This is a genomic window from Gloeocapsa sp. DLM2.Bin57 (genome assembly GCA_007693955.1).
In the GTDB taxonomy this organism is placed as follows: Bacteria; Cyanobacteriota; Cyanobacteriia; order Cyanobacteriales; family Gloeocapsaceae; genus Gloeocapsa.
On the sequence record RECR01000122.1, the window covers coordinates 1 to 16,990 of the forward strand.

General features: G+C 37.0%; 18 protein-coding genes and 1 pseudogene. 7 read left to right on the top strand and 12 right to left on the bottom strand.

Annotated elements, in window-relative coordinates; genetic code table 11:
* Positions 1-185 (top strand): annotated as a pseudogene (locus EA365_15520) (transposase).
* A gap of 321 nt (positions 186-506) precedes the next feature.
* On the opposite strand, the gene hppD reads toward EA365_15520, so the two are convergent.
* The gene (gene hppD / locus EA365_15525) at positions 507-1,547 is read right to left on the bottom strand and encodes a 4-hydroxyphenylpyruvate dioxygenase (protein TVQ42269.1); all 1,041 of its coding nucleotides are present in this window, start codon (positions 1,545-1,547) and stop codon (positions 507-509) included.
* A 19-nt stretch (positions 1,548-1,566) separates the two neighbouring features.
* Entirely contained in the window at positions 1,567-2,421 is an 855-nt protein-coding gene (locus EA365_15530) for a methyltransferase domain-containing protein (protein TVQ42270.1), read from the bottom strand.
* A gap of 275 nt (positions 2,422-2,696) precedes the next feature.
* Between EA365_15530 and EA365_15535 the strand changes: the two genes are divergently transcribed.
* Positions 2,697-3,605 carry a homogentisate phytyltransferase gene (locus EA365_15535; protein TVQ42271.1) on the top strand — a complete coding sequence of 303 codons (909 nt, stop codon included), beginning with the start codon at positions 2,697-2,699 and terminating at the stop codon, positions 3,603-3,605.
* A 21-nt stretch (positions 3,606-3,626) separates the two neighbouring features.
* Positions 3,627-4,706 carry a tocopherol cyclase gene (locus tag EA365_15540; GenBank protein ID TVQ42285.1) on the top strand — a complete coding sequence of 360 codons (1,080 nt, stop codon included), beginning with the start codon at positions 3,627-3,629 and terminating at the stop codon, positions 4,704-4,706.
* Between the two features lie 315 nt (positions 4,707-5,021).
* Here the strand turns inward: EA365_15540 and tsaE are convergent, their stop codons facing one another.
* Both tsaE and EA365_15550 read right to left on the bottom strand, forming a co-directional pair.
* Positions 5,022-5,492, bottom strand: coding sequence for a tRNA (adenosine(37)-N6)-threonylcarbamoyltransferase complex ATPase subunit type 1 TsaE (gene tsaE / locus EA365_15545; protein TVQ42272.1), 471 nt, complete (start codon positions 5,490-5,492; stop codon positions 5,022-5,024).
* A gap of 20 nt (positions 5,493-5,512) precedes the next feature.
* Positions 5,513-5,839 (bottom strand): cytochrome C6, encoded by a 327-nt coding sequence (locus tag EA365_15550; GenBank protein ID TVQ42273.1) that lies wholly within the window; start codon positions 5,837-5,839, stop codon positions 5,513-5,515.
* 149 nt (positions 5,840-5,988) lie between these two features.
* Between EA365_15550 and EA365_15555 the strand changes: the two genes are divergently transcribed.
* Entirely contained in the window at positions 5,989-6,378 is a 390-nt protein-coding gene (locus EA365_15555) for a plastocyanin (protein ID TVQ42274.1), read from the top strand.
* A gap of 156 nt (positions 6,379-6,534) precedes the next feature.
* Here EA365_15555 and phoU read toward each other — a convergent pair whose 3' ends face one another.
* The 6 genes from phoU to EA365_15585 all read right to left on the bottom strand — a co-directional run bounded on the left by phoU (position 6,535) and on the right by EA365_15585 (position 13,292).
* The gene (gene phoU / locus EA365_15560; GenBank protein TVQ42275.1) at positions 6,535-7,203 is read right to left on the bottom strand and encodes a phosphate transport system regulatory protein PhoU; all 669 of its coding nucleotides are present in this window, start codon (positions 7,201-7,203) and stop codon (positions 6,535-6,537) included.
* A 150-nt stretch (positions 7,204-7,353) separates the two neighbouring features.
* Complete coding sequence (locus EA365_15565; protein TVQ42276.1) at positions 7,354-8,601, bottom strand: PAS domain-containing protein; 1,248 nt, start codon at positions 8,599-8,601, stop codon at positions 7,354-7,356.
* Positions 8,602-8,607: 6 nt separating this feature from the next.
* Complete coding sequence (locus tag EA365_15570) at positions 8,608-9,360, bottom strand: DNA-binding response regulator (GenBank protein TVQ42277.1); 753 nt, start codon at positions 9,358-9,360, stop codon at positions 8,608-8,610.
* Positions 9,361-9,437: 77 nt separating this feature from the next.
* Positions 9,438-10,823: an asparagine--tRNA ligase gene (locus EA365_15575; GenBank protein TVQ42278.1), complete on the bottom strand. Its 1,386-nt coding sequence runs from the start codon at positions 10,821-10,823 to the stop codon at positions 9,438-9,440.
* Between the two features lies 1 nt (position 10,824).
* Entirely contained in the window at positions 10,825-12,456 is a 1,632-nt protein-coding gene (locus EA365_15580; protein ID TVQ42279.1) for a peptide chain release factor 3, read from the bottom strand.
* 2 nt (positions 12,457-12,458) lie between these two features.
* Positions 12,459-13,292 (bottom strand): glycosyltransferase family 2 protein, encoded by an 834-nt coding sequence (locus tag EA365_15585; protein TVQ42280.1) that lies wholly within the window; start codon positions 13,290-13,292, stop codon positions 12,459-12,461.
* Positions 13,293-13,408: 116 nt separating this feature from the next.
* On the opposite strand from EA365_15585, the gene EA365_15590 reads away from it, so the two are divergent.
* Positions 13,409-14,185 (top strand): DUF1350 domain-containing protein, encoded by a 777-nt coding sequence (locus tag EA365_15590; GenBank protein TVQ42286.1) that lies wholly within the window; start codon positions 13,409-13,411, stop codon positions 14,183-14,185.
* Between the two features lie 23 nt (positions 14,186-14,208).
* Positions 14,209-15,357, top strand: coding sequence for a DUF4388 domain-containing protein (locus EA365_15595; GenBank protein ID TVQ42281.1), 1,149 nt, complete (start codon positions 14,209-14,211; stop codon positions 15,355-15,357).
* Here EA365_15595 and grpE read toward each other — a convergent pair.
* The gene (grpE, locus tag EA365_15600; GenBank protein TVQ42282.1) at positions 15,335-15,970 is read right to left on the bottom strand and encodes a nucleotide exchange factor GrpE; all 636 of its coding nucleotides are present in this window, start codon (positions 15,968-15,970) and stop codon (positions 15,335-15,337) included. The two genes, EA365_15595 and grpE, sit on opposite strands and share 23 nt — an antisense overlap.
* A 13-nt stretch (positions 15,971-15,983) precedes the next feature.
* On the opposite strand from grpE, the gene EA365_15605 reads away from it, so the two are divergent.
* Positions 15,984-16,268, top strand: a complete 285-nt coding sequence (locus EA365_15605; GenBank protein TVQ42283.1) for a DUF427 domain-containing protein — start codon at positions 15,984-15,986, stop codon at positions 16,266-16,268.
* Here EA365_15605 and EA365_15610 read toward each other — a convergent pair whose 3' ends face one another.
* Entirely contained in the window at positions 16,269-16,883 is a 615-nt protein-coding gene (locus EA365_15610) for a phosphodiester glycosidase family protein (GenBank protein TVQ42284.1), read from the bottom strand.
* Positions 16,884-16,990: the final 107 nt, after the last annotated feature.

Genomic DNA, 16,990 nt, shown 5'->3' on the forward strand with positions numbered 1-16,990 from the left:
CTGCTTTAGAAAGGTTACATGAGATAGTAGAATCTTTAATGATGCAATGGGATTGTAAGTTAATAGAATTTAATGGGGAGTCGGAACATATACATATACTGTTTCAATACCATCCCAACATCACCTTAAGTAAATTAGTCAACAATTTCAAAAGTGGTACGAGTAGAAGGTTAAGACAAGAATTCCTGACGGGGTGACAACAAGGTTGAACTCAAGGCAGGGGGTAGGGTGTAGGGGGTAGGGTGTAGGGAAAAAAGTCAACGGATTATTTAATTTAAAATTCCATTTATGGTATTTTTGGTCTCTTTGAGGAGAAAAATACTTCTATATCGTTGAATAGCGCCAAATAAATTCACCACACCCCACACCCGATACCCCATACCCTGTCTACATCAGGACTTCTGTGTCACCCCGTGAGCTAAATATGCTAAATTAGTAAGAAAAATACCAGTTAAGTAAAATTCTTCTTCTAAAACTGTCAAAATTAGTAAACCCAAAAGCTTTAACTATTTACGCTTCCTCCTGACAAATTGATCCTTTTCTATAGCTTCAAATAAAGATTGAAAATTTCCTTCTCCAAATCCTTGTACTTGTCTTCTTCTTTCAATGATTTCCAAAAAGAAAGTAGGCTGGTTAAAAATAGGTTGACTAAAAATTTGCATTAGCATTGATTCGGGATTATCCTTTGTCCAATCTAAGAGAATTTGTTGCTTTTCTAAAAGTTGCCATTCTTCTTTCTTGAGAGTAGGAACTATCCCTTGATATCGCTCTAACAATTGAGTATAGTAAGCTTTAGGAATACTTAAGAAATTGAGTCCTCGTTTCCTCATTTGATTGACTGTTTCAAAAATATTGCTACTTTGAAGGGCAATATGTTGAATACCTGCACCGTTATTAATCTCTAAAAATTCTTGTATTTGGGAATTAGCAGAAGTAGGTTTATTGAGGTTAAACTGAATTTTTTGTTGAGAATCAACTAAAGCTACACTGTATAAACTAGAGCGATGGCTTTTAATATCAAATGTTTGCTGAATTTTCCAATTAAAAAGATTTTGATACCAGGAAACTGCGGTATCAAATTGATGACTAGGTACATTTAAAACTAGATGATCAATCCCCGTAATCATTAACTGAGGTTTAACAAAATTATTCACCAATCTTTCTGGATAAGCTTTTTGAATAATAGTATGGGAAAGAGAACCCCATGCTTGTATTTTTAGCCCATGTAAAACTTTTTCATTAGAGAAATAAGTTTGGATAATCTCCACTCCAAGGCGTTTAGTTTGATTCAAAAAAGCTAGTATATCTTTCACATAAAAGGCAATATCGGCAATTCCAGGGGGATGAATTTTTAGATAATCTGCCGTCGGACTTAAAGAATCCAACGGAGCAGAGATATAAAATAATACAGAATTATTGCCTAATAATTCCGTTACTGTAGAGTCTTTCACCCATTTACCCAAAAAAGTCAAGCCAATCTTTTCTTGAAACCAGTTGCTTGTTTGTGTAATATTTTCAACATAAAAATGAATATAAGCGATATCCATATTAAAAGGTTAATCAAAGTTATTTATATGCTGAGATTAACCCGAAGCGAATTAATCCTCGACGATAACCACGACTCATTAGTCTTAAAGATAGCGCAGCATTTATCGTTTGCCAACCTGCTTTAATCAGTCCTATTAAAGCTTGTGGCTTAATTGCTGAATCGATTACCACATCCCAAAATGGAGCTACCGCAGTTGACCAGTCATCACTACGTACCTCTTTAAATCCACATTTTTCGACGATATCTTTATATTCATCCAAAGAGATTACATAAGGCAAACAATAAACTTGATAAATTTTCTCTAAATGTTTTTTTTCATCTTTAGTTAAAGGCTGAGAGTCAATAGGACGATGACACCAGGTAGCCAAGATTAATTGTCCTCCTGGTTGTAAAACTCGATAACATTCTTGTAAAAATTGCCTTTTATCTGGCATGTGTTCCCCGCTTTCTAGTGACCAGACTAGGTCAAAACTATCAGATTTAAAGGGCATTTTTAAGGCATCTTGCACCTGAAACTGAACTTGAGTAGTTAATCCATTCTGTGCTGCTCTTTCTGTAGCTCTAGTAGCTTGTACAGGAGATAAGGTAATTCCGATTACTTGTGCTGCAAAATTTTGGGCTAAGTAAAGGCTACTTCCTCCAATTCCACAGCCCACATCTAAAATTTTTTGGGGCCAGTGCTCTTTTTCTAGGCATCCGGACCATTTTAATAGTTCTTTAATCATCTCAATTTGAGCTTGGCGGCGCTCTAAAGGCAACTTACCATCAAGACCGTAATAACCATGGTGCATATGTTCGCCCCAGATTTGTTCCCACAAACCACTCGAAGCATCATAAAATTGCTGAATTTTGGTTGCTAAATCTTTTTCCATGAGTTTTAAGGGTTATATTAAGTACCTAGACAAGATTATTTACATTGTTATACAATGGATTTGTTAATCATTACACTACTTAGATCTGAGGATTAAGGTTTAACTTAAAGGTTTTCAATAACATTTTTTTGTATTGTATAAGTAACTTTTATGTTTATTAGATACTATAGCCAATTATATACCATTTTATCCGCAACCAGTTGTAAGAATAAAATACTACACTGAAGATTTGATTAATGAAACAGATCCGTTAAAATGGGATAAAATCAAAAATCATGTCTTATCTGTATAGTTTTTGGAAATTTTCTCGTCCTCATACAATTATCGGTACTACATTAAGTGTTTTTGCTATTTATTTCTTGGTCTTAGCAAAAAGTTATCAGCCAATTACCGCATTAACCTTAGAGCAAATCTTGGGAGTATGGATTGCTTGTTTATCTGGAAACATTTATATTGTTGGATTAAATCAACTTTACGATGTGGAAATAGATCAAGTTAATAAACCTGGTCTTCCTCTAGCTAACGGAGAGCTTTCTTTAAAGCAAGGACAGTGGATTGTTGCTATAACTGGAGGATTAGCAATTCTATTAGCTGGTAGTTTAGGACAAGAGTTATTAATAACAGTTGCTCTCAGTTTATTGATAGGTACAGCATATTCTTGTCCACCTATTCGCTTAAAAAAATTTCCTTTATTAGCAGCTCTTTGCATTTTGACCGTGCGAGGAATTGTTGTTAATATAGGTCTATTTTTACATTTCAGTAAAACCTTAGGAGCAAAAGAAGGCTTATCTCTATCCTTATGGGCATTAACTATTTTTATACTGGTGTTTACCATAGCAATAGCTATTTTTAAAGATGTACCAGATTTAGAAGGAGATAAAAAATATCAGATTCAAACATTTACACTGCTTTTAGGCAAATCAAATATCTTTACTATTACTCTGTGGGTCATTACTTTCTGCTATCTCGGTATGATTGCTGCTGGTTTTTTTGTTTTAGATTCAATCAATACTCCTTATTTAGTTGGTTATCATCTCATATTATTAGGGTGTCTCTGGTGGAAGAGTCGTAGGGTAGATCTTGCTATCCAATCAGATATTACTCAGTTTTATCAATTTATTTGGAAATTATTTTTTTTAGAGTATATTCTGTTCCCTTTAGGTAGTTTTATTCCCACTAATTAACAAAACTTAAAACCTATGAATATTTTAAATGCGAATAATCTTCTAAAAACCCCACATAGTGGCTATCATTGGGACGGAAAAAGCACGAAGTTTTTTGAAGGATGGTATTTGAGAATTACTTTACCAGAAATCCAAGAAAATTTTGCCTTCATGTATTCTATTCAAGAACCCAGAGGAGGACAACGCCATAGTGGAGGCTTGGCTCAAATTTTAGGACCAAATGATCAATATATTTGTCGTACTTTTCCTGATTTAAAAAAATTCTGGGCATCTCCATCTGATTTAGAACTAGTACATTGGGGAAAAACAGTTTTAAATATTAGACCTCAACTTTTACCAGTTGACGATTTTGAACAATATATTGAACAAGGCTATCAAGTTACTGCTACTTTGCATCAGGGTTCTCTACACATACCTGGACAAAATAAATCCTGTCGTTGGCTTTATAGCATTAAACCTCAATATGGTTGGGGAAATCCTAATTTTTCTGCCCAATCTACAGCCGGTTGGTTATCTTTCCTCCCTATTTTTGAACCAGGGTGGCAAATTTTGATGGCACATGGATTAGCAAGTGGTTGGATTGAATGGAATGGAGATTACTATCAATTTAAAGACGCACCCGCCTATAGTGAAAAAAACTGGGGTTGCTCGTTCCCTGAAAAATGGTTTTGGTTAAATTGCAATAGTTTTACTGAAGAAACAGACTTATCCTTGACTGCCGGTGGTGGTAAACGAAAAGTTTTCGGTATTGTAGAAGAAGTTGGCATGATTGGCATTCATTATTGTGGTCAATTCTATGAATTTGTCCCCTGGAATTCTCAAATTTCTTGGCAGATTCAAACTTGGGGAAGATGGGAGATGCAAGCGATTAATCAACACTTTCAAGTTAATTTAATAGGGACTACGGATTTACCTGGAACTCAAGTATTTGTTCCGACAGAACAAGGATTAGTTTTATGTTGTCAAGATACGATGAAGGGCTTTCTGAGTTTAAAATTACGAACTCGTCAGGGAAATTGTCTTGTTGAAGCTAGCAGTTCTGTTGGTGGTTTAGAGATTGGGGGAAATTCTTGGCAGAAACCTTGGATTTCTCAAAGATAGAAATATTACAACCCACATTCAGCAGCGTCACATCAAATTCCGATGAATATTTACGATAAAAATGAGATAAGGCAAGAGGCAAGAGAGGGGGGAGTGTGGGGAGATGGGGAGAATTCCGAAGAAAGGAATAGGGAATACCGTTCCACCGTTCCACCTAAAACCTAACTCCTAAATTAGCTTTTTCTTTTCCATTTGAGATAAGAAACATTTGCCAGCTTATTCTCCCGAATTACAACCAGCCGAAAGATTATGGATTTTAGTGGATGAACCATTAGTTAATGAATATTTTCAAACCATTTGGGAGAACCAAATATCCTAATTTGAGCAGTCAAGATTACTTAAATCTAACTCAGAAAAATCACCCGCTGGCTCTATAGTAATTAAACGTCCACCTGAAGGAATAACTTTTAGACTAATAGCTAGATAACTAGCAGGTAAATAAGGAAGTAAACAAGCCCACTCAATCACAGTAACACCTGGAGGAACTTCTATCGCTTCCCAATAATTCTCTAAATAAAGTTCGCTGATTTCTGCAGGGGTAAGACGATACAAATCTATGTGATAAAGGGGAATTCGCCCCTCGAAATATTCTTGGGCGATGGCAAAAGTAGGACTAACAATTGGTTCAGTAATACCTAACCCTAAACCAATACCCTGTACCAAAGTAGTCTTACCTGCGCCTAATTCCCCATCTAATAATAAAACAGTATTAATAGGTAGTAGTTGTCCTAGAGACTTACCTAAGCGCTGAGTCATAACAGCATCATCAAGTTTTAACTCAAGCATCACAACTACTCCTAATCAATTTACCAACCTTTCTCAGCCTGAGCTAAAACATAACTAGCCACGTCTTCGATTTGTTCAGGGGTTAAACGCCCTAGAAAAGCAGGCATAGCGTTTTTACCTTTGTTAATTTGGTTAATAATCCCTTCTTGGGAGTACATATCGTACTTTTCTAAATCAGCTTTTTTGAGAGTTTTGGTAGCGTTAACTACATTCGCTCCACCCGCGTGACAAGCTGCACAATTAGCACTAAAGACTTTTGCTCCATTAGCTAAATCTCCCGCTAAAGCAGGAGCAGTAACGGTAAAAATACTAATGGCTAAAGCGATCGCCACGATAATTCTTTTCATTTGCTGGTTCTCCTCAATAATTGTAATCGATTATTTTATAGTGTCAACAACAGAAAATCTTTTTGTCAAATGACACAGTGTCAAACTTCTATAGTAATATTGTTCATAGGAGACATTTTCTCCCTCAAAACTATTGCAAGGTAACAACAATGTCCAAAAAGCTGGTTTTAATCATCTCAACCGTTTTTCTAGTCGTAGTCAGTTTCTTTACTACCATCAATCCCGCTGCTGCAGAAACCTATACCGTGAAAATGGGATCTGATGATGGACAACTTAAATTCGTCCCGGAAACACTTACTATCAAACCAGGTGATACCGTTAAATGGGTCAACAATAAGCTAGCTCCTCATAACGCTGTCTTTGATTCTAGTAAAGTAAACGCTGACTTAGCTAAATCACTATCTCAGAAAAACTTATTATTCTCTCCAGGAGAGGGATATGAAACCACTTTTCCTGCTGATCTAGCCCCTGGTGAATACTCCTATTATTGCGAACCTCATAGAGGAGCGGGAATGGTAGGTAAAATCATCGTCGAATAATTCTCCCTCTAGATTAATAAGTATAATTTTGGCTCTTTCGACATCATGGGGAAAATTGTTTCATAAGTTACACTTTTCCCCTTTTTCCTAACCTGAGAAAAGAAGTTCGCAGACTTAACGAGTTCGGGGTAGTGCAAAGCCTGATTGCTATCAAGATTACCCTCGATAACCAGTGACAATATAGTTAACTCGTTGACCGATGTTAGTGCTATGATCTGCCATGCGTTCTAAATGTCGGATAGTCAGAGTTAATAATAAAATAGGCTCGACACAACCCCTAATCTCTTGATAAGCTAATTGTTGATACAATAGCTCATAGGCGTCATCTACCACGTCATCAAGTTGTTTAACTCCTAATCCTGTGGCTGCATCTAAACTAGCTAGAGCACTTAAACTAGTAGATAACATAAATTGCGCATGGTAGGACATTTGTTTAATTTCCCCTAAGAGAGGATGGGGAGGATAGGAAAGAAGTTTAATGGCTATTTCCGTTAAATCTTGGGCGTAGTCACCGATTCTCTCTAAATCCCTGACTAGTTGCATCGACGCTGTAAGTATGCGCAAATCCTGTGCTAGGGGGGCTTGTGTCGTCATTATTAAAGCACAGTCTAACTCAATTTTACGATAGTAAGCGTCTATTTCTTTATCTAATTTAATAATTTGTTCAGCTGCATCTAAATAACCTTCAAAGAGACATTGATGACTTAAGCGAAAAGATTGTTCTACTAAACTACCCATACGTAAAACATCTTGTTCAACTCTTCTCAGACAACGTTCTAGTGGGGTGGCTACAGTTGATGTTTTTCTGTAGTAAGGGTTAATCACAGGAGTTAGGGTTTAATCACACGGCTTTAGATTTAATTATAGCTCTGTCTAATATTAGGTGGAACGGTGTTACTCAATACTATACCACTTATTCCCTTTTGCCTCATTCTCAATTCTTAATTTTTAATTTTTAATTCTTTCCCCTACACCCTAACTCACTTGCAGCCGAGGTAGGATAACTTGTAACCAACCTCCTTGAGTATCTGGATGATTATAGGCTTTTACTTCTCCTTGATGGGCTAGAATTATGGCTTTAACTAGACTTAAACCTAAACCGCTTCCTTGGGTGTGATCTTGTCGGGAACGTGAGGGATCGCTTTTATAAAGTCGTTCAAAAACGTGGGGTAAATCTTCACTAGCAAATCCTTTACCTGCATCTATAACATTAATTTCTAATAACTCAGGAAGAAGATTCACTATAAGCAATATTTTACTATGCTCGGGACTATGTTTAATAGCATTATCAAATAAATTAATCAAAACTTGGGTTAAGCGACAGCGATCGCCTTCAATAGAGACATTTTTACTTCCTTGATAGTCTAGTGTAACCTGTTTTTGCTCAGCTAAGGGTTCAACCACAGACCAACTAATGAGAATTAACTCATCTAATAACAAAGTTTGATAATTAAGGTGTTGCGCGGGATTTTCATTGAGTTGACTAATTTCTAACCATTCTTCTGTTAAGGTGATTAAGCGTTGTATTTCCTGGTGCATTTTACTAATCCAGCGTTTTTCAGGATCGTTTAAGCGTTTTTTTAGGGTTTGGGTTACTAAAGCGATAGAGGTTAAAGGAGTTCTCAACTCGTGGGTTAAGTCTGAGATAGCTTGCTCTCTGCGTTTAGTTTCAGCAAAGATTAATTGAACATCTTCGATAAATACTCCTACCTCTCCATGTAAGAGGGGGAAAGCATGACCTTTTAAACAAAGGGATTGATTATGATCTTGATTATCCCCTGGATAAAATTGCCAAGTTTTGACCTGATTTTCTTGAGAGTAACGGGTTGATTCAATCAACTGATCTAACTCATAGGATCTGACTAACTCTAATAATAAACTTAACTGATCTGATTTCCACTCAGTAATTCTGAGTATTGTTTGGGCTTTTTGGTTACACCAGAGGACCTGATTATCTTGATCTACTTGGAGATAACCGAGGGGTATTTGATTAAATAATTGTTTCCATGCGTCTAACTCTTCTTGTTGTTCCCCCAATGATTCTTGGAGTTGGACAATTTCTCGACGTACTTTAGTGATCAGGGGTAAAGCGATCATATTATCCCCCTGATCCGATAATAAATTTAAAATTTGTTGAAGACGAAGATTAAATCGATGTATTTGCCAATAATATATACCTATCCCAATAATTAAACCTAAAAAAAAAGTAATTAATGATACCATTTACCGTTAGCCAAAACGATAACCGAAGCCACGAACCGTAATTAAATACTCAGGTTGACTAGGGTTTTTTTCTAATTTTTCTCGTAACCAACGAATATGCACATCTACAGTTTTGGTATCTCCTAAGAAATCAGGTTCCCAAATCTGTTCAATCAGTTGTTCTCTCGACCAAACTCGGCGAGGATAACTCATGAACAATTCTAGCAGTTTAAATTCTTTGGGGGATAAATTAATTTCTTGATCGCGCAGTAAGACACGACATTCTTGAGGAAAAATGGTTATTTCCCCGAATTGTCGTTGAGAAGAGGGAAAAACAGCGCCATAGCGGTGACGACGAATTAAAGCTGCACAACGCGCCATTAATTCTCCCATACTAAAGGGTTTAGCTAGATAATCATCTGCACCGATTTGTAATCCAGTAATGCGATCGCCTTCACTTCCTTTGGCGCTAAGGATAAGAATGGGGATAGTATTGCCATTATATCTTAACACCCGACAGATATCTAAACCATTCACATAGGGAAGCATTAAGTCTAGAATCATCAAATCTAGAGTTAATTCTCCTGTAGTAATTTCCTGACTTTGGAGTAAATCTAAGGCTTTACGTCCATCAGTAGCAGTAACTACCTCATAACCATGTTCTTCTAAAGCTAAAACTACCATCTCTCTGATTAACTCTTCATCTTCTACCAACAGAATGCGGTTAAAGGTTTTCTCTTGTTGATCAGTACTTTGTTTAGGTTGTTCCAGAGATAGCATAAATTGATACCTTATTTATTTGGCTTGCTGTATTTAAATATACCAATAAGTACTTACTCTTAGAGATTAAACTAATCTTAAAATTCTGCACTTAGAGGTGTTCGGGGAAAAGGTATAACATCTCTAATGTTACCCATTCCTGTCATAAATTGTACCAATCTTTCAAAACCTAGACCAAAACCTGAGTGAGGTACGCTTCCATAGCGTCGTAAGTCTAAGTACCACCATAACTCGGCGATGGCTTCTGGTAGTATTCTGGTTTCTAGTACATCTAAACGTTCTTCTCTTTGTGATCCTCCGATAATTTCCCCGATTTTAGGTACGAGAATATCCATGGCTGCGACGGTTTTTTGGTCATCGTTGAGACGCATATAAAAAGCTTTGATTGCTGCGGGATAATCTCTGACGATGAGGGGTTTTTGGAATAGTTCTTCCGCTAGATAGCGTTCATGTTCTGATTGTAGATCTACTCCCCATTCTACGGGATATTCAAACTTGCGGTCAGATTTTTCCAGTAAGGCGATCGCTTCTGTATAGGTTATCCGTGCGAATTCATTATTGACGATATTTTCAGCGGTAGCAATTACACTATTATCGATACGTTGATTAAAAAAGGCTAAATCTTCGGGACATTTTTCTAAGATAGTTTTAAAGATGTGTTTGAGAAAAGCTTCGGCTAAATCTTGGTTTCCCTGGAGATCACAAAAAGCCATTTCTGGTTCAACCATCCAAAACTCAGCCAAATGACGGGAAGTATTGGAGTTTTCCGCGCGAAAAGTAGGACCAAAGGTATAGACACGAGAAAAAGCAGAAGCCATTACTTCTGCTTCTAATTGTCCACTAACGGTTAAATAAGCACGACGTCCGAAGAAATCCTGACTATAGTCTAATTCTTGTGAGGGTGTTTTGGGGGGATTATTTAGATCTAAACTAGTAATTGTAAATAATTCTCCTGCTCCTTCACAGTCGTTAGCGGTAATAATAGGAGTATGAACCCAAAGAAACCCCCTTGACTGAAAGAATTCGTGGATAGCTTGAGCGCAGGCGTTCCGAACACGCATTACTGCACCTATACTATTAGTACGTGATCGCAGATGTCCGATGGTGCGCAGAAACTCAAAACTATGACGTTTCTTTTGTAAGGGGTAGGTTTCTGGGTTAGAATTGCCGTATATTGTTACTGATTGGGCTTTTAGTTCGATTTTTTGTCCTTTTCCAGGTGATTCTACTAGTTCTCCTGTTATTTGTACAGAACTGCCGATATTGAGTTGTTTTACTAACTCGGGATAATCTGGTAATTCTGGGGCTAAAATTACTTGTAGATTAGCTAAACAAGAACCATCATTAACTTCTAAAAAAGCAAACTCTTTTAATTCTCGTTTGGTGCGTATCCACCCTTGCATAACAACCTCTTGGTTAGGTTGACCCTGTTTCAATATATCAACAATTCTTGGTGTTTCCATCTTATTCTGCTTCTGGTTGTATTCCTGATCCTACTGGTGCGATAGCGTTTAATTTTAACTCAGGATGATCCTCTATGGCTTGTTGGAGACTCCATTGATTTTTAAATAAAATTACAGGTCTCCCCCAGAGGTCTTTGACTGTCATGGTATTAAAGATTTTACCTGTTTTTGTCAAAGCTTCCCAGCCATTGGTTACCCAACGTGCCAAACTATAGGGAAGGGGTTCTAAATTGGTTTCCACACCGTATTCATTGAGCAAGCGAAATTGTACTACTTCAAATTGTAGTTGACCTACTGCACCGAGAATAGGGTCTTTACGAAACTCATCCGCTGAGTACATAATTTGAATTGCTCCTTCTTCTTGTAATTCCTTGACTCCTTTTTGAAAGGATTTAAATTTAGAAGGGTTAGGATTTTTCAGATAGGCAAATAATTCAGGAGAAAAGCAGGGTATTCCTTCGTATTCTATCTTTTTACCTTGATAAATAGTATCGCCGATCGCAAATACTCCAGGGTTATTTAAACCAATGACATCTCCTGGGTAAGCTTCCTCTACAGAGTCTCTCCCTTGTGCAAACAATTTTTGGGGACGTGATAGACGTACGTTTTTACCTGTGCGCGCGTGATTTACGGTCATATCTTTACTAAATTTGCCCGTACATACCCTAATAAAGGCGACGCGATCGCGGTGTTTGGGGTCCATATTGGCTTGGAGTTTAAAGACAAACCCTGTAAACTCTGGATAGGATGGGTTGACTATACCTAGGGATGATTTGCGACCATAGGGAGAGAGTGCGTAGTTTAAGAAGCTATCTAGAAACAATTGCACCCCAAAGTTAGTCATGGCACTACCAAAAAATACAGGTGTCATCTTACCTTGGTGGATTTTATCTAGATCCCAAGCTGGGGCTACTTCTGTAAGTATTTCTAACTCTTCTAGCAGTTGATAGTATAATTCTGTTCCTAGGAGTTCTTCACAGCGAGGATCATCTAATTTAATGATGGTATCTGTTGCTTGTTTACTCCCGTGTTGTTGACGCTCAAACAGGTGTATTTCCTCGGTTATACGGTCGAATACTCCTTTAAAGCGATCGCCCATTCCGATGGGCCAATTAACTGCGTAGGTAGCTAATCCGAGTTCTTGTTCTATTTCATCTAGTAACTCTAGAGGTTCTCTCCCGGGACGATCTAATTTATTCACAAAGGTAAAAATCGGGAGGGAGCGCAGTTGACACACTTCAAACAACTTACGCGTCTGTGGTTCTAACCCTTTAGCTGCGTCGATTAGCATGACCGCATTATCAGCAGCTGCTAAAGTTCTATAGGTATCCTCACTAAAATCTTGGTGACCTGGAGTATCTAATAAGTTTATTTGAAATCCTCTATAGCTAAATTGCAACACTGTAGAGGTAATAGAGATACCCCGTTGTTGTTCCATTTCCATCCAGTCAGAGGTTACCTTCCGTTGTTCTCGACGCGCTTTAACTGCACCAGCTTCGTGAATTGCCCCCCCATAGAGTAAAATTTTCTCTGTTAAGGTAGTTTTACCCGCGTCTGGGTGAGAAATAATCGCAAAATTGCGTCTCTGTTGAATTTCTTGTTCTATTTCGCTTAATTCTGTGCTGACATTCATGATTATTTTTGTTTAATTTCCTCTACTTTTAATAAAATTAGATATTCATAAAACCCTTGTAAAGTACACCAAACAAAACCCGCTTTACCATCGAGGATACCTCCTAGGATAAAATACATATATAACCAGCGTAACAAAGGTCGCAGGGGAAGACGGAGAGATAAATCTTTTAAAGCCCTTCTTTTTTCTATCTCAGACTTTCCCCAGAATAAATCTTGCCAAATTATTTTACCCCCTTCTAGTTGACGGATTGTCTCATAAGCTTCGTCTGTAGAGTAACGGTTATGTTTTTCTAGCCAACGACTCAACCCCTTGCTACAGGTATAATGGGGGTAAGCTTCCTTCAGAAAACTAGTTGCTCCAGAAAATACTTCTCTTTCCGTGTGTCCGTAATCGGTAAACCAAACTTTATCTTTTTTAAACAAACGCATCTGATAGCGCGGGTATTGGGTACTATACCTAATCCATTTTCCCATAAACATCACCTTTTCGGCAACGTAATAACCGATAATCTCAGGATTTTCTATCCCTTGTTGACATTCTTTAAATAATTCTGGAGTCATTCTCTCATCAGCTTCGAGAATATACACCCATTCATACTTGGTGGGAACTTCTTTAAGCATCCATGTTCTTTGTTTGCCGTGACTCTCAAAGGGATGTTGTACTATTTTAACAGGATAATTTTGGGCAATTTCTAGGGTGCGATCGCTACTATAGGAGTCTATAACTATTACATCGTCTGATAATAACGCCGATTCTAAACAAGCTGCTATATCTATTTCTTCATTATAGGTTAAGACATATATCGAAAATAACGATTCTCCTCTACTCGACATTAATAGATAGACTCCTGGTGGTGGTTTAAATCGACAACCCTTAAACTGAAACTAATATAATTAATATTGAACTCAAATTATTACTATAGCATTAATAGGTATAGCATCAAGTTATGATAGAATGGCGAGAAATTTCAGGTAATTGGGTTTGGCTACCACCACAACCAGTGGGTATTATTCATTTTTTAGGTGGTGCTTTTGTAGCTTCAGCTCCTCAATTAACCTATCGTTGGTTACTCACAGAAATAGGTAAAGCAGGATACGCGATTATTGCGACTCCTTTTGTCAATACCTTTGATCATATCAGTATCGCTCGTGATGTGCTCAATCGTTTTGAAACTTTAGTTGCACAATTACAAGCTAAAAAACAGCTTCCGAGAGATTATTTACCCGTTTATGGTATAGGTCACAGTATGGGTTGTAAACTACATTTATTGATTGGTAGTCTTTTTGCTATTGAACGAGCAGGGAATGTCTTAATATCCTACAATAATTATCCTGCACGTCAAGCTATTCCTTTAGTTGAACAAATCGACGTTAATCAAACTCTTAATTTTGAGTTTAGACCTTCTCCTCTAGAAACTAATCAGTTAATTACCCAAAGTTATACTATCCGTCGTAATCTGTTGATTCGTTTTACTAATGATAATATTGACCAAAGTTTAACCCTCAATCCTATTCTACAAGAACGCTTTACGCAATTAATCTCTCTGTTGGTTTTACCGGGAAATCATTTAACTCCACTAGGACAAGAATTTAACTGGCAAACTGGAGAATATTTTACTCCTCTAGACGCTTTAGGTCAATGGTTTAAACAAGAATTCTCCCGAGATGCTTCTAGATTAAAACAAGAAATTTTACGTTGGTTAAATCCTCTCGTCGTTTTTAAGTAAATTTAGATTAGGAAAATAAATAAGTGAATCACTCTGAACTAAAATTGCCTTCAAACCCTATCCAAGAATTTGTTGCTTCTAAACAGATTCAATTATTCCAAAGTTTGAAACAATCTCAATTCACAGGTGAATTATGGTTACATAGTACCCAATATAAATGGGTTATCTATTTTTACCTAGGACGAGTTTTATACGCAACAGGTGGAAGACATCCTTTACGTCGTTGGCGAAGACAAGTTTATCTGTTTTTCCCTGAAGTAGCTGGAAAGTTAATGGCAAAAGTTAACACAGTTATTGAGCAATCTAGTACTATTTGTTGGGAATACGATCTCTTATGTATATTCAGAAATCAAGAGTTAATTAGTCGTGAACAATTACTCAAAATGATTAAACAACAAGTGACTGAGATTTTGTTCGATTTAACCCAAAGTAAACAAATAATTTATGAACTAAAAGAGAGAAAACTTAACCCTCTCAATAATATCTTAATCGATCCTAATGATGTGGTTGTAGAAGGTTGGAAATTGTGGCAACATTGGCAAACCGCTAGAATCGCCGATCGTTCTCCTGATACCTCTCCTATTATTACTCAACCTGAACAATTACAATCTCGTACTTCTCCAAAAACTTATCAAGCTTTACAAAAACTGCTTGCTGATAAACTAAGTTTGCGAGAATTAGCCCTGCAAATAGATCAAGATGTAGTTCAATTAGTTCGCTTGTTAATTCCCTATATTCAACAAGGTTTAATTGAGTTAGTTGATATCCATGATTTAACTATAGTTAATAACCAAAAAAATCAAATAAAAAAACAATTAATTATCAGTATATTTGACAATAATGTTTTCAATGAACATCTCGAACCTTTGCTAAAAGATACAGGATATTATTATCTCAACATCAGTAATGGTTTAGAAACAGTTGCTGATTTGGTACAACTTAAACCTGATTTGTTATTTTTAGAATGGCAAATGATTAAAAATGGGGGAAGTCAAGTTAAAGCGAATCTAACTAAATTGCAAGAAGAATTAAATAAACCTATGTTTCTTTTTACTCAGAAAACGGGTTTTCTAGAAGAAATTCAAGCTAAATCAACAGGTTGCGATCGCTTAATTTATCTGCCGATTATCCCTGATACCTTTGTTAACCTTATTCAACAATACTTACCTTAGCTTTATATAACAATTTTTCTCCTTGTCGATAACCCAAATAACGAACCTTCACTATCCCTTCTGGTGGTATAATTCCCTCCATTAACTGATGTAATTGTGGATCATAGGGTAACTCTTCCCCAACCTTACCAATTGCTTCTATTCCCCAAGCGGTTAAGAGATTTTCTAGGGGTTTAACCAAGGGAATCAAGTTATTAGCAGGAAATTTAGGATTTTCTTTAACGATAGCAACTACCGTGGGCCATTGTAATAGCCAAGATTCGATAATATTTAAGACCGATTGTTGAAATTCCTGTTGGAGGTTATCTTGTTGTTTTTCTAGTAGTTGATAATCTCTTTTTAAAGCTTCAATATTATCTGTGTTTTGACTTAAAATGGGGTAATCTTCAGCTCGACTCCAAAACTCCCCTAATAACTGATTAAGGGAGACATTTAGAGTTTGAGCTAATTTGACTAGAGTTTCTATTTGTATTTTGCCAATTAACCCATATAATAAGCGATATATCTCTCTTTGGTCAATACCACTACGACGACTTAATTCAGTTAAGCTTAGAATTCCTTGGACTTGCATTAAGCCCTGTAACTGTTGTAAATTGTGATTATATTGATTCATTGATGGATAAATTATGGCAAAAGCAACTTGGAATGGGGTTATTTTAGCTCAAAGCGATGACTGTCAAGTAGTGGAAGGTAATTATTATTTTCCTCCTGACTCCGTCAATAAAGAATATTTTCAACCTAGCAATACTCATACTATCTGTTCTTGGAAAGGAGAAGCGAGTTATTATACCCTCTCAGTCAATGGACAAGAAAATAAAGACGCAGCTTGGTATTATCCCCAACCCAAAGAAAAAGCCAAGCAAATAGCTAATTATGTGGCTTTTTGGCGAGGTGTTAAGGTAGAATCCTAGTTAAGGTAGTTGCGCTCTCTCCCCGTTTTGAAAGCGTCTCCAAGAATCCTTAAGATATTCAGGAGCAGGATTGAGGCGATCGTAAGCAACAATGACATTAGTTAATTTTCTCCCCGCAGGTATAATAACCCGATCGCGATAAGCTAAAGATCTTGATGCTCCACCATCGAGATTCATTGCTTCTGTACAACCGATCGCTTTCATCAATTCTGCTTCTTCTTTTAGGGTAAGAATTTTTTGAAAAGTAGCTAGATAAATAGCATCACCGCTACTAGGAAACCCGATAGCGTTGCGCCATCCTGCGTCAAAGATATGGGGATCTTGAAAACCTTCTTGTTGGGGATTGAGCCAAATTTCCCCGGCTTTAAGTAATCTCGGTCCACAAGTTAGGGAAAACCAATGATTCTCCCAATTGGGTTGTCCTTCTACTCTAGCGGTAACCATTTCTAGTTGATTACTTGCTTTAATTCCTAGGGTAGTGCCATAATTTTCCCATTGACTATATTTGAGAAATCTTCCCGCAGCTACCATGTTCCCCATGACTCGCTTTTCTTCATCTTTGCTAAAGAAAGTCCCATTGGTAGTAACTGCACCTTGATGATGTTTAAGTGACATACTCCTACACCGAATCAAAGATTATGGTGTAGGCTTCTTGTCTTTCACCTTCAGAGATGATTGACCGTTTTTGAGTGAGGCGATGCCCATCCCCACTTTTTTAATTA

Bases quoted from the DNA above. Each gene is read 5' to 3' on its own strand.
- tsaE (TVQ42272.1), bottom strand. From the start codon at position 5,492: ATGCTTGAGTTAAAACTTGATGATGCTGTTATGACTCAGCGCTTAGGT.
- EA365_15575 (TVQ42278.1), bottom strand. From the start codon at position 10,823: ATGGAAACACCAAGAATTGTTGATATATTGAAACAGGGTCAACCTAAC.
- EA365_15610 (TVQ42284.1), bottom strand. From the start codon at position 16,883: ATGTCACTTAAACATCATCAAGGTGCAGTTACTACCAATGGGACTTTC.
- hppD (TVQ42269.1), bottom strand. From the start codon at position 1,547: ATGGATATCGCTTATATTCATTTTTATGTTGAAAATATTACACAAACA.
- EA365_15565 (TVQ42276.1), bottom strand. From the start codon at position 8,601: ATGGTATCATTAATTACTTTTTTTTTAGGTTTAATTATTGGGATAGGT.
- EA365_15550 (TVQ42273.1), bottom strand. From the start codon at position 5,839: ATGAAAAGAATTATCGTGGCGATCGCTTTAGCCATTAGTATTTTTACC.
- EA365_15580 (TVQ42279.1), bottom strand. From the start codon at position 12,456: ATGAATGTCAGCACAGAATTAAGCGAAATAGAACAAGAAATTCAACAG.
- EA365_15555 (TVQ42274.1), top strand. From the start codon at position 5,989: ATGTCCAAAAAGCTGGTTTTAATCATCTCAACCGTTTTTCTAGTCGTA.
- EA365_15605 (TVQ42283.1), top strand. From the start codon at position 15,984: ATGGCAAAAGCAACTTGGAATGGGGTTATTTTAGCTCAAAGCGATGAC.
- EA365_15570 (TVQ42277.1), bottom strand. From the start codon at position 9,360: ATGCTATCTCTGGAACAACCTAAACAAAGTACTGATCAACAAGAGAAA.
- EA365_15530 (TVQ42270.1), bottom strand. From the start codon at position 2,421: ATGGAAAAAGATTTAGCAACCAAAATTCAGCAATTTTATGATGCTTCG.
- grpE (TVQ42282.1), bottom strand. From the start codon at position 15,970: ATGAATCAATATAATCACAATTTACAACAGTTACAGGGCTTAATGCAA.
- EA365_15585 (TVQ42280.1), bottom strand. From the start codon at position 13,292: ATGTCGAGTAGAGGAGAATCGTTATTTTCGATATATGTCTTAACCTAT.
- EA365_15535 (TVQ42271.1), top strand. From the start codon at position 2,697: ATGTCTTATCTGTATAGTTTTTGGAAATTTTCTCGTCCTCATACAATT.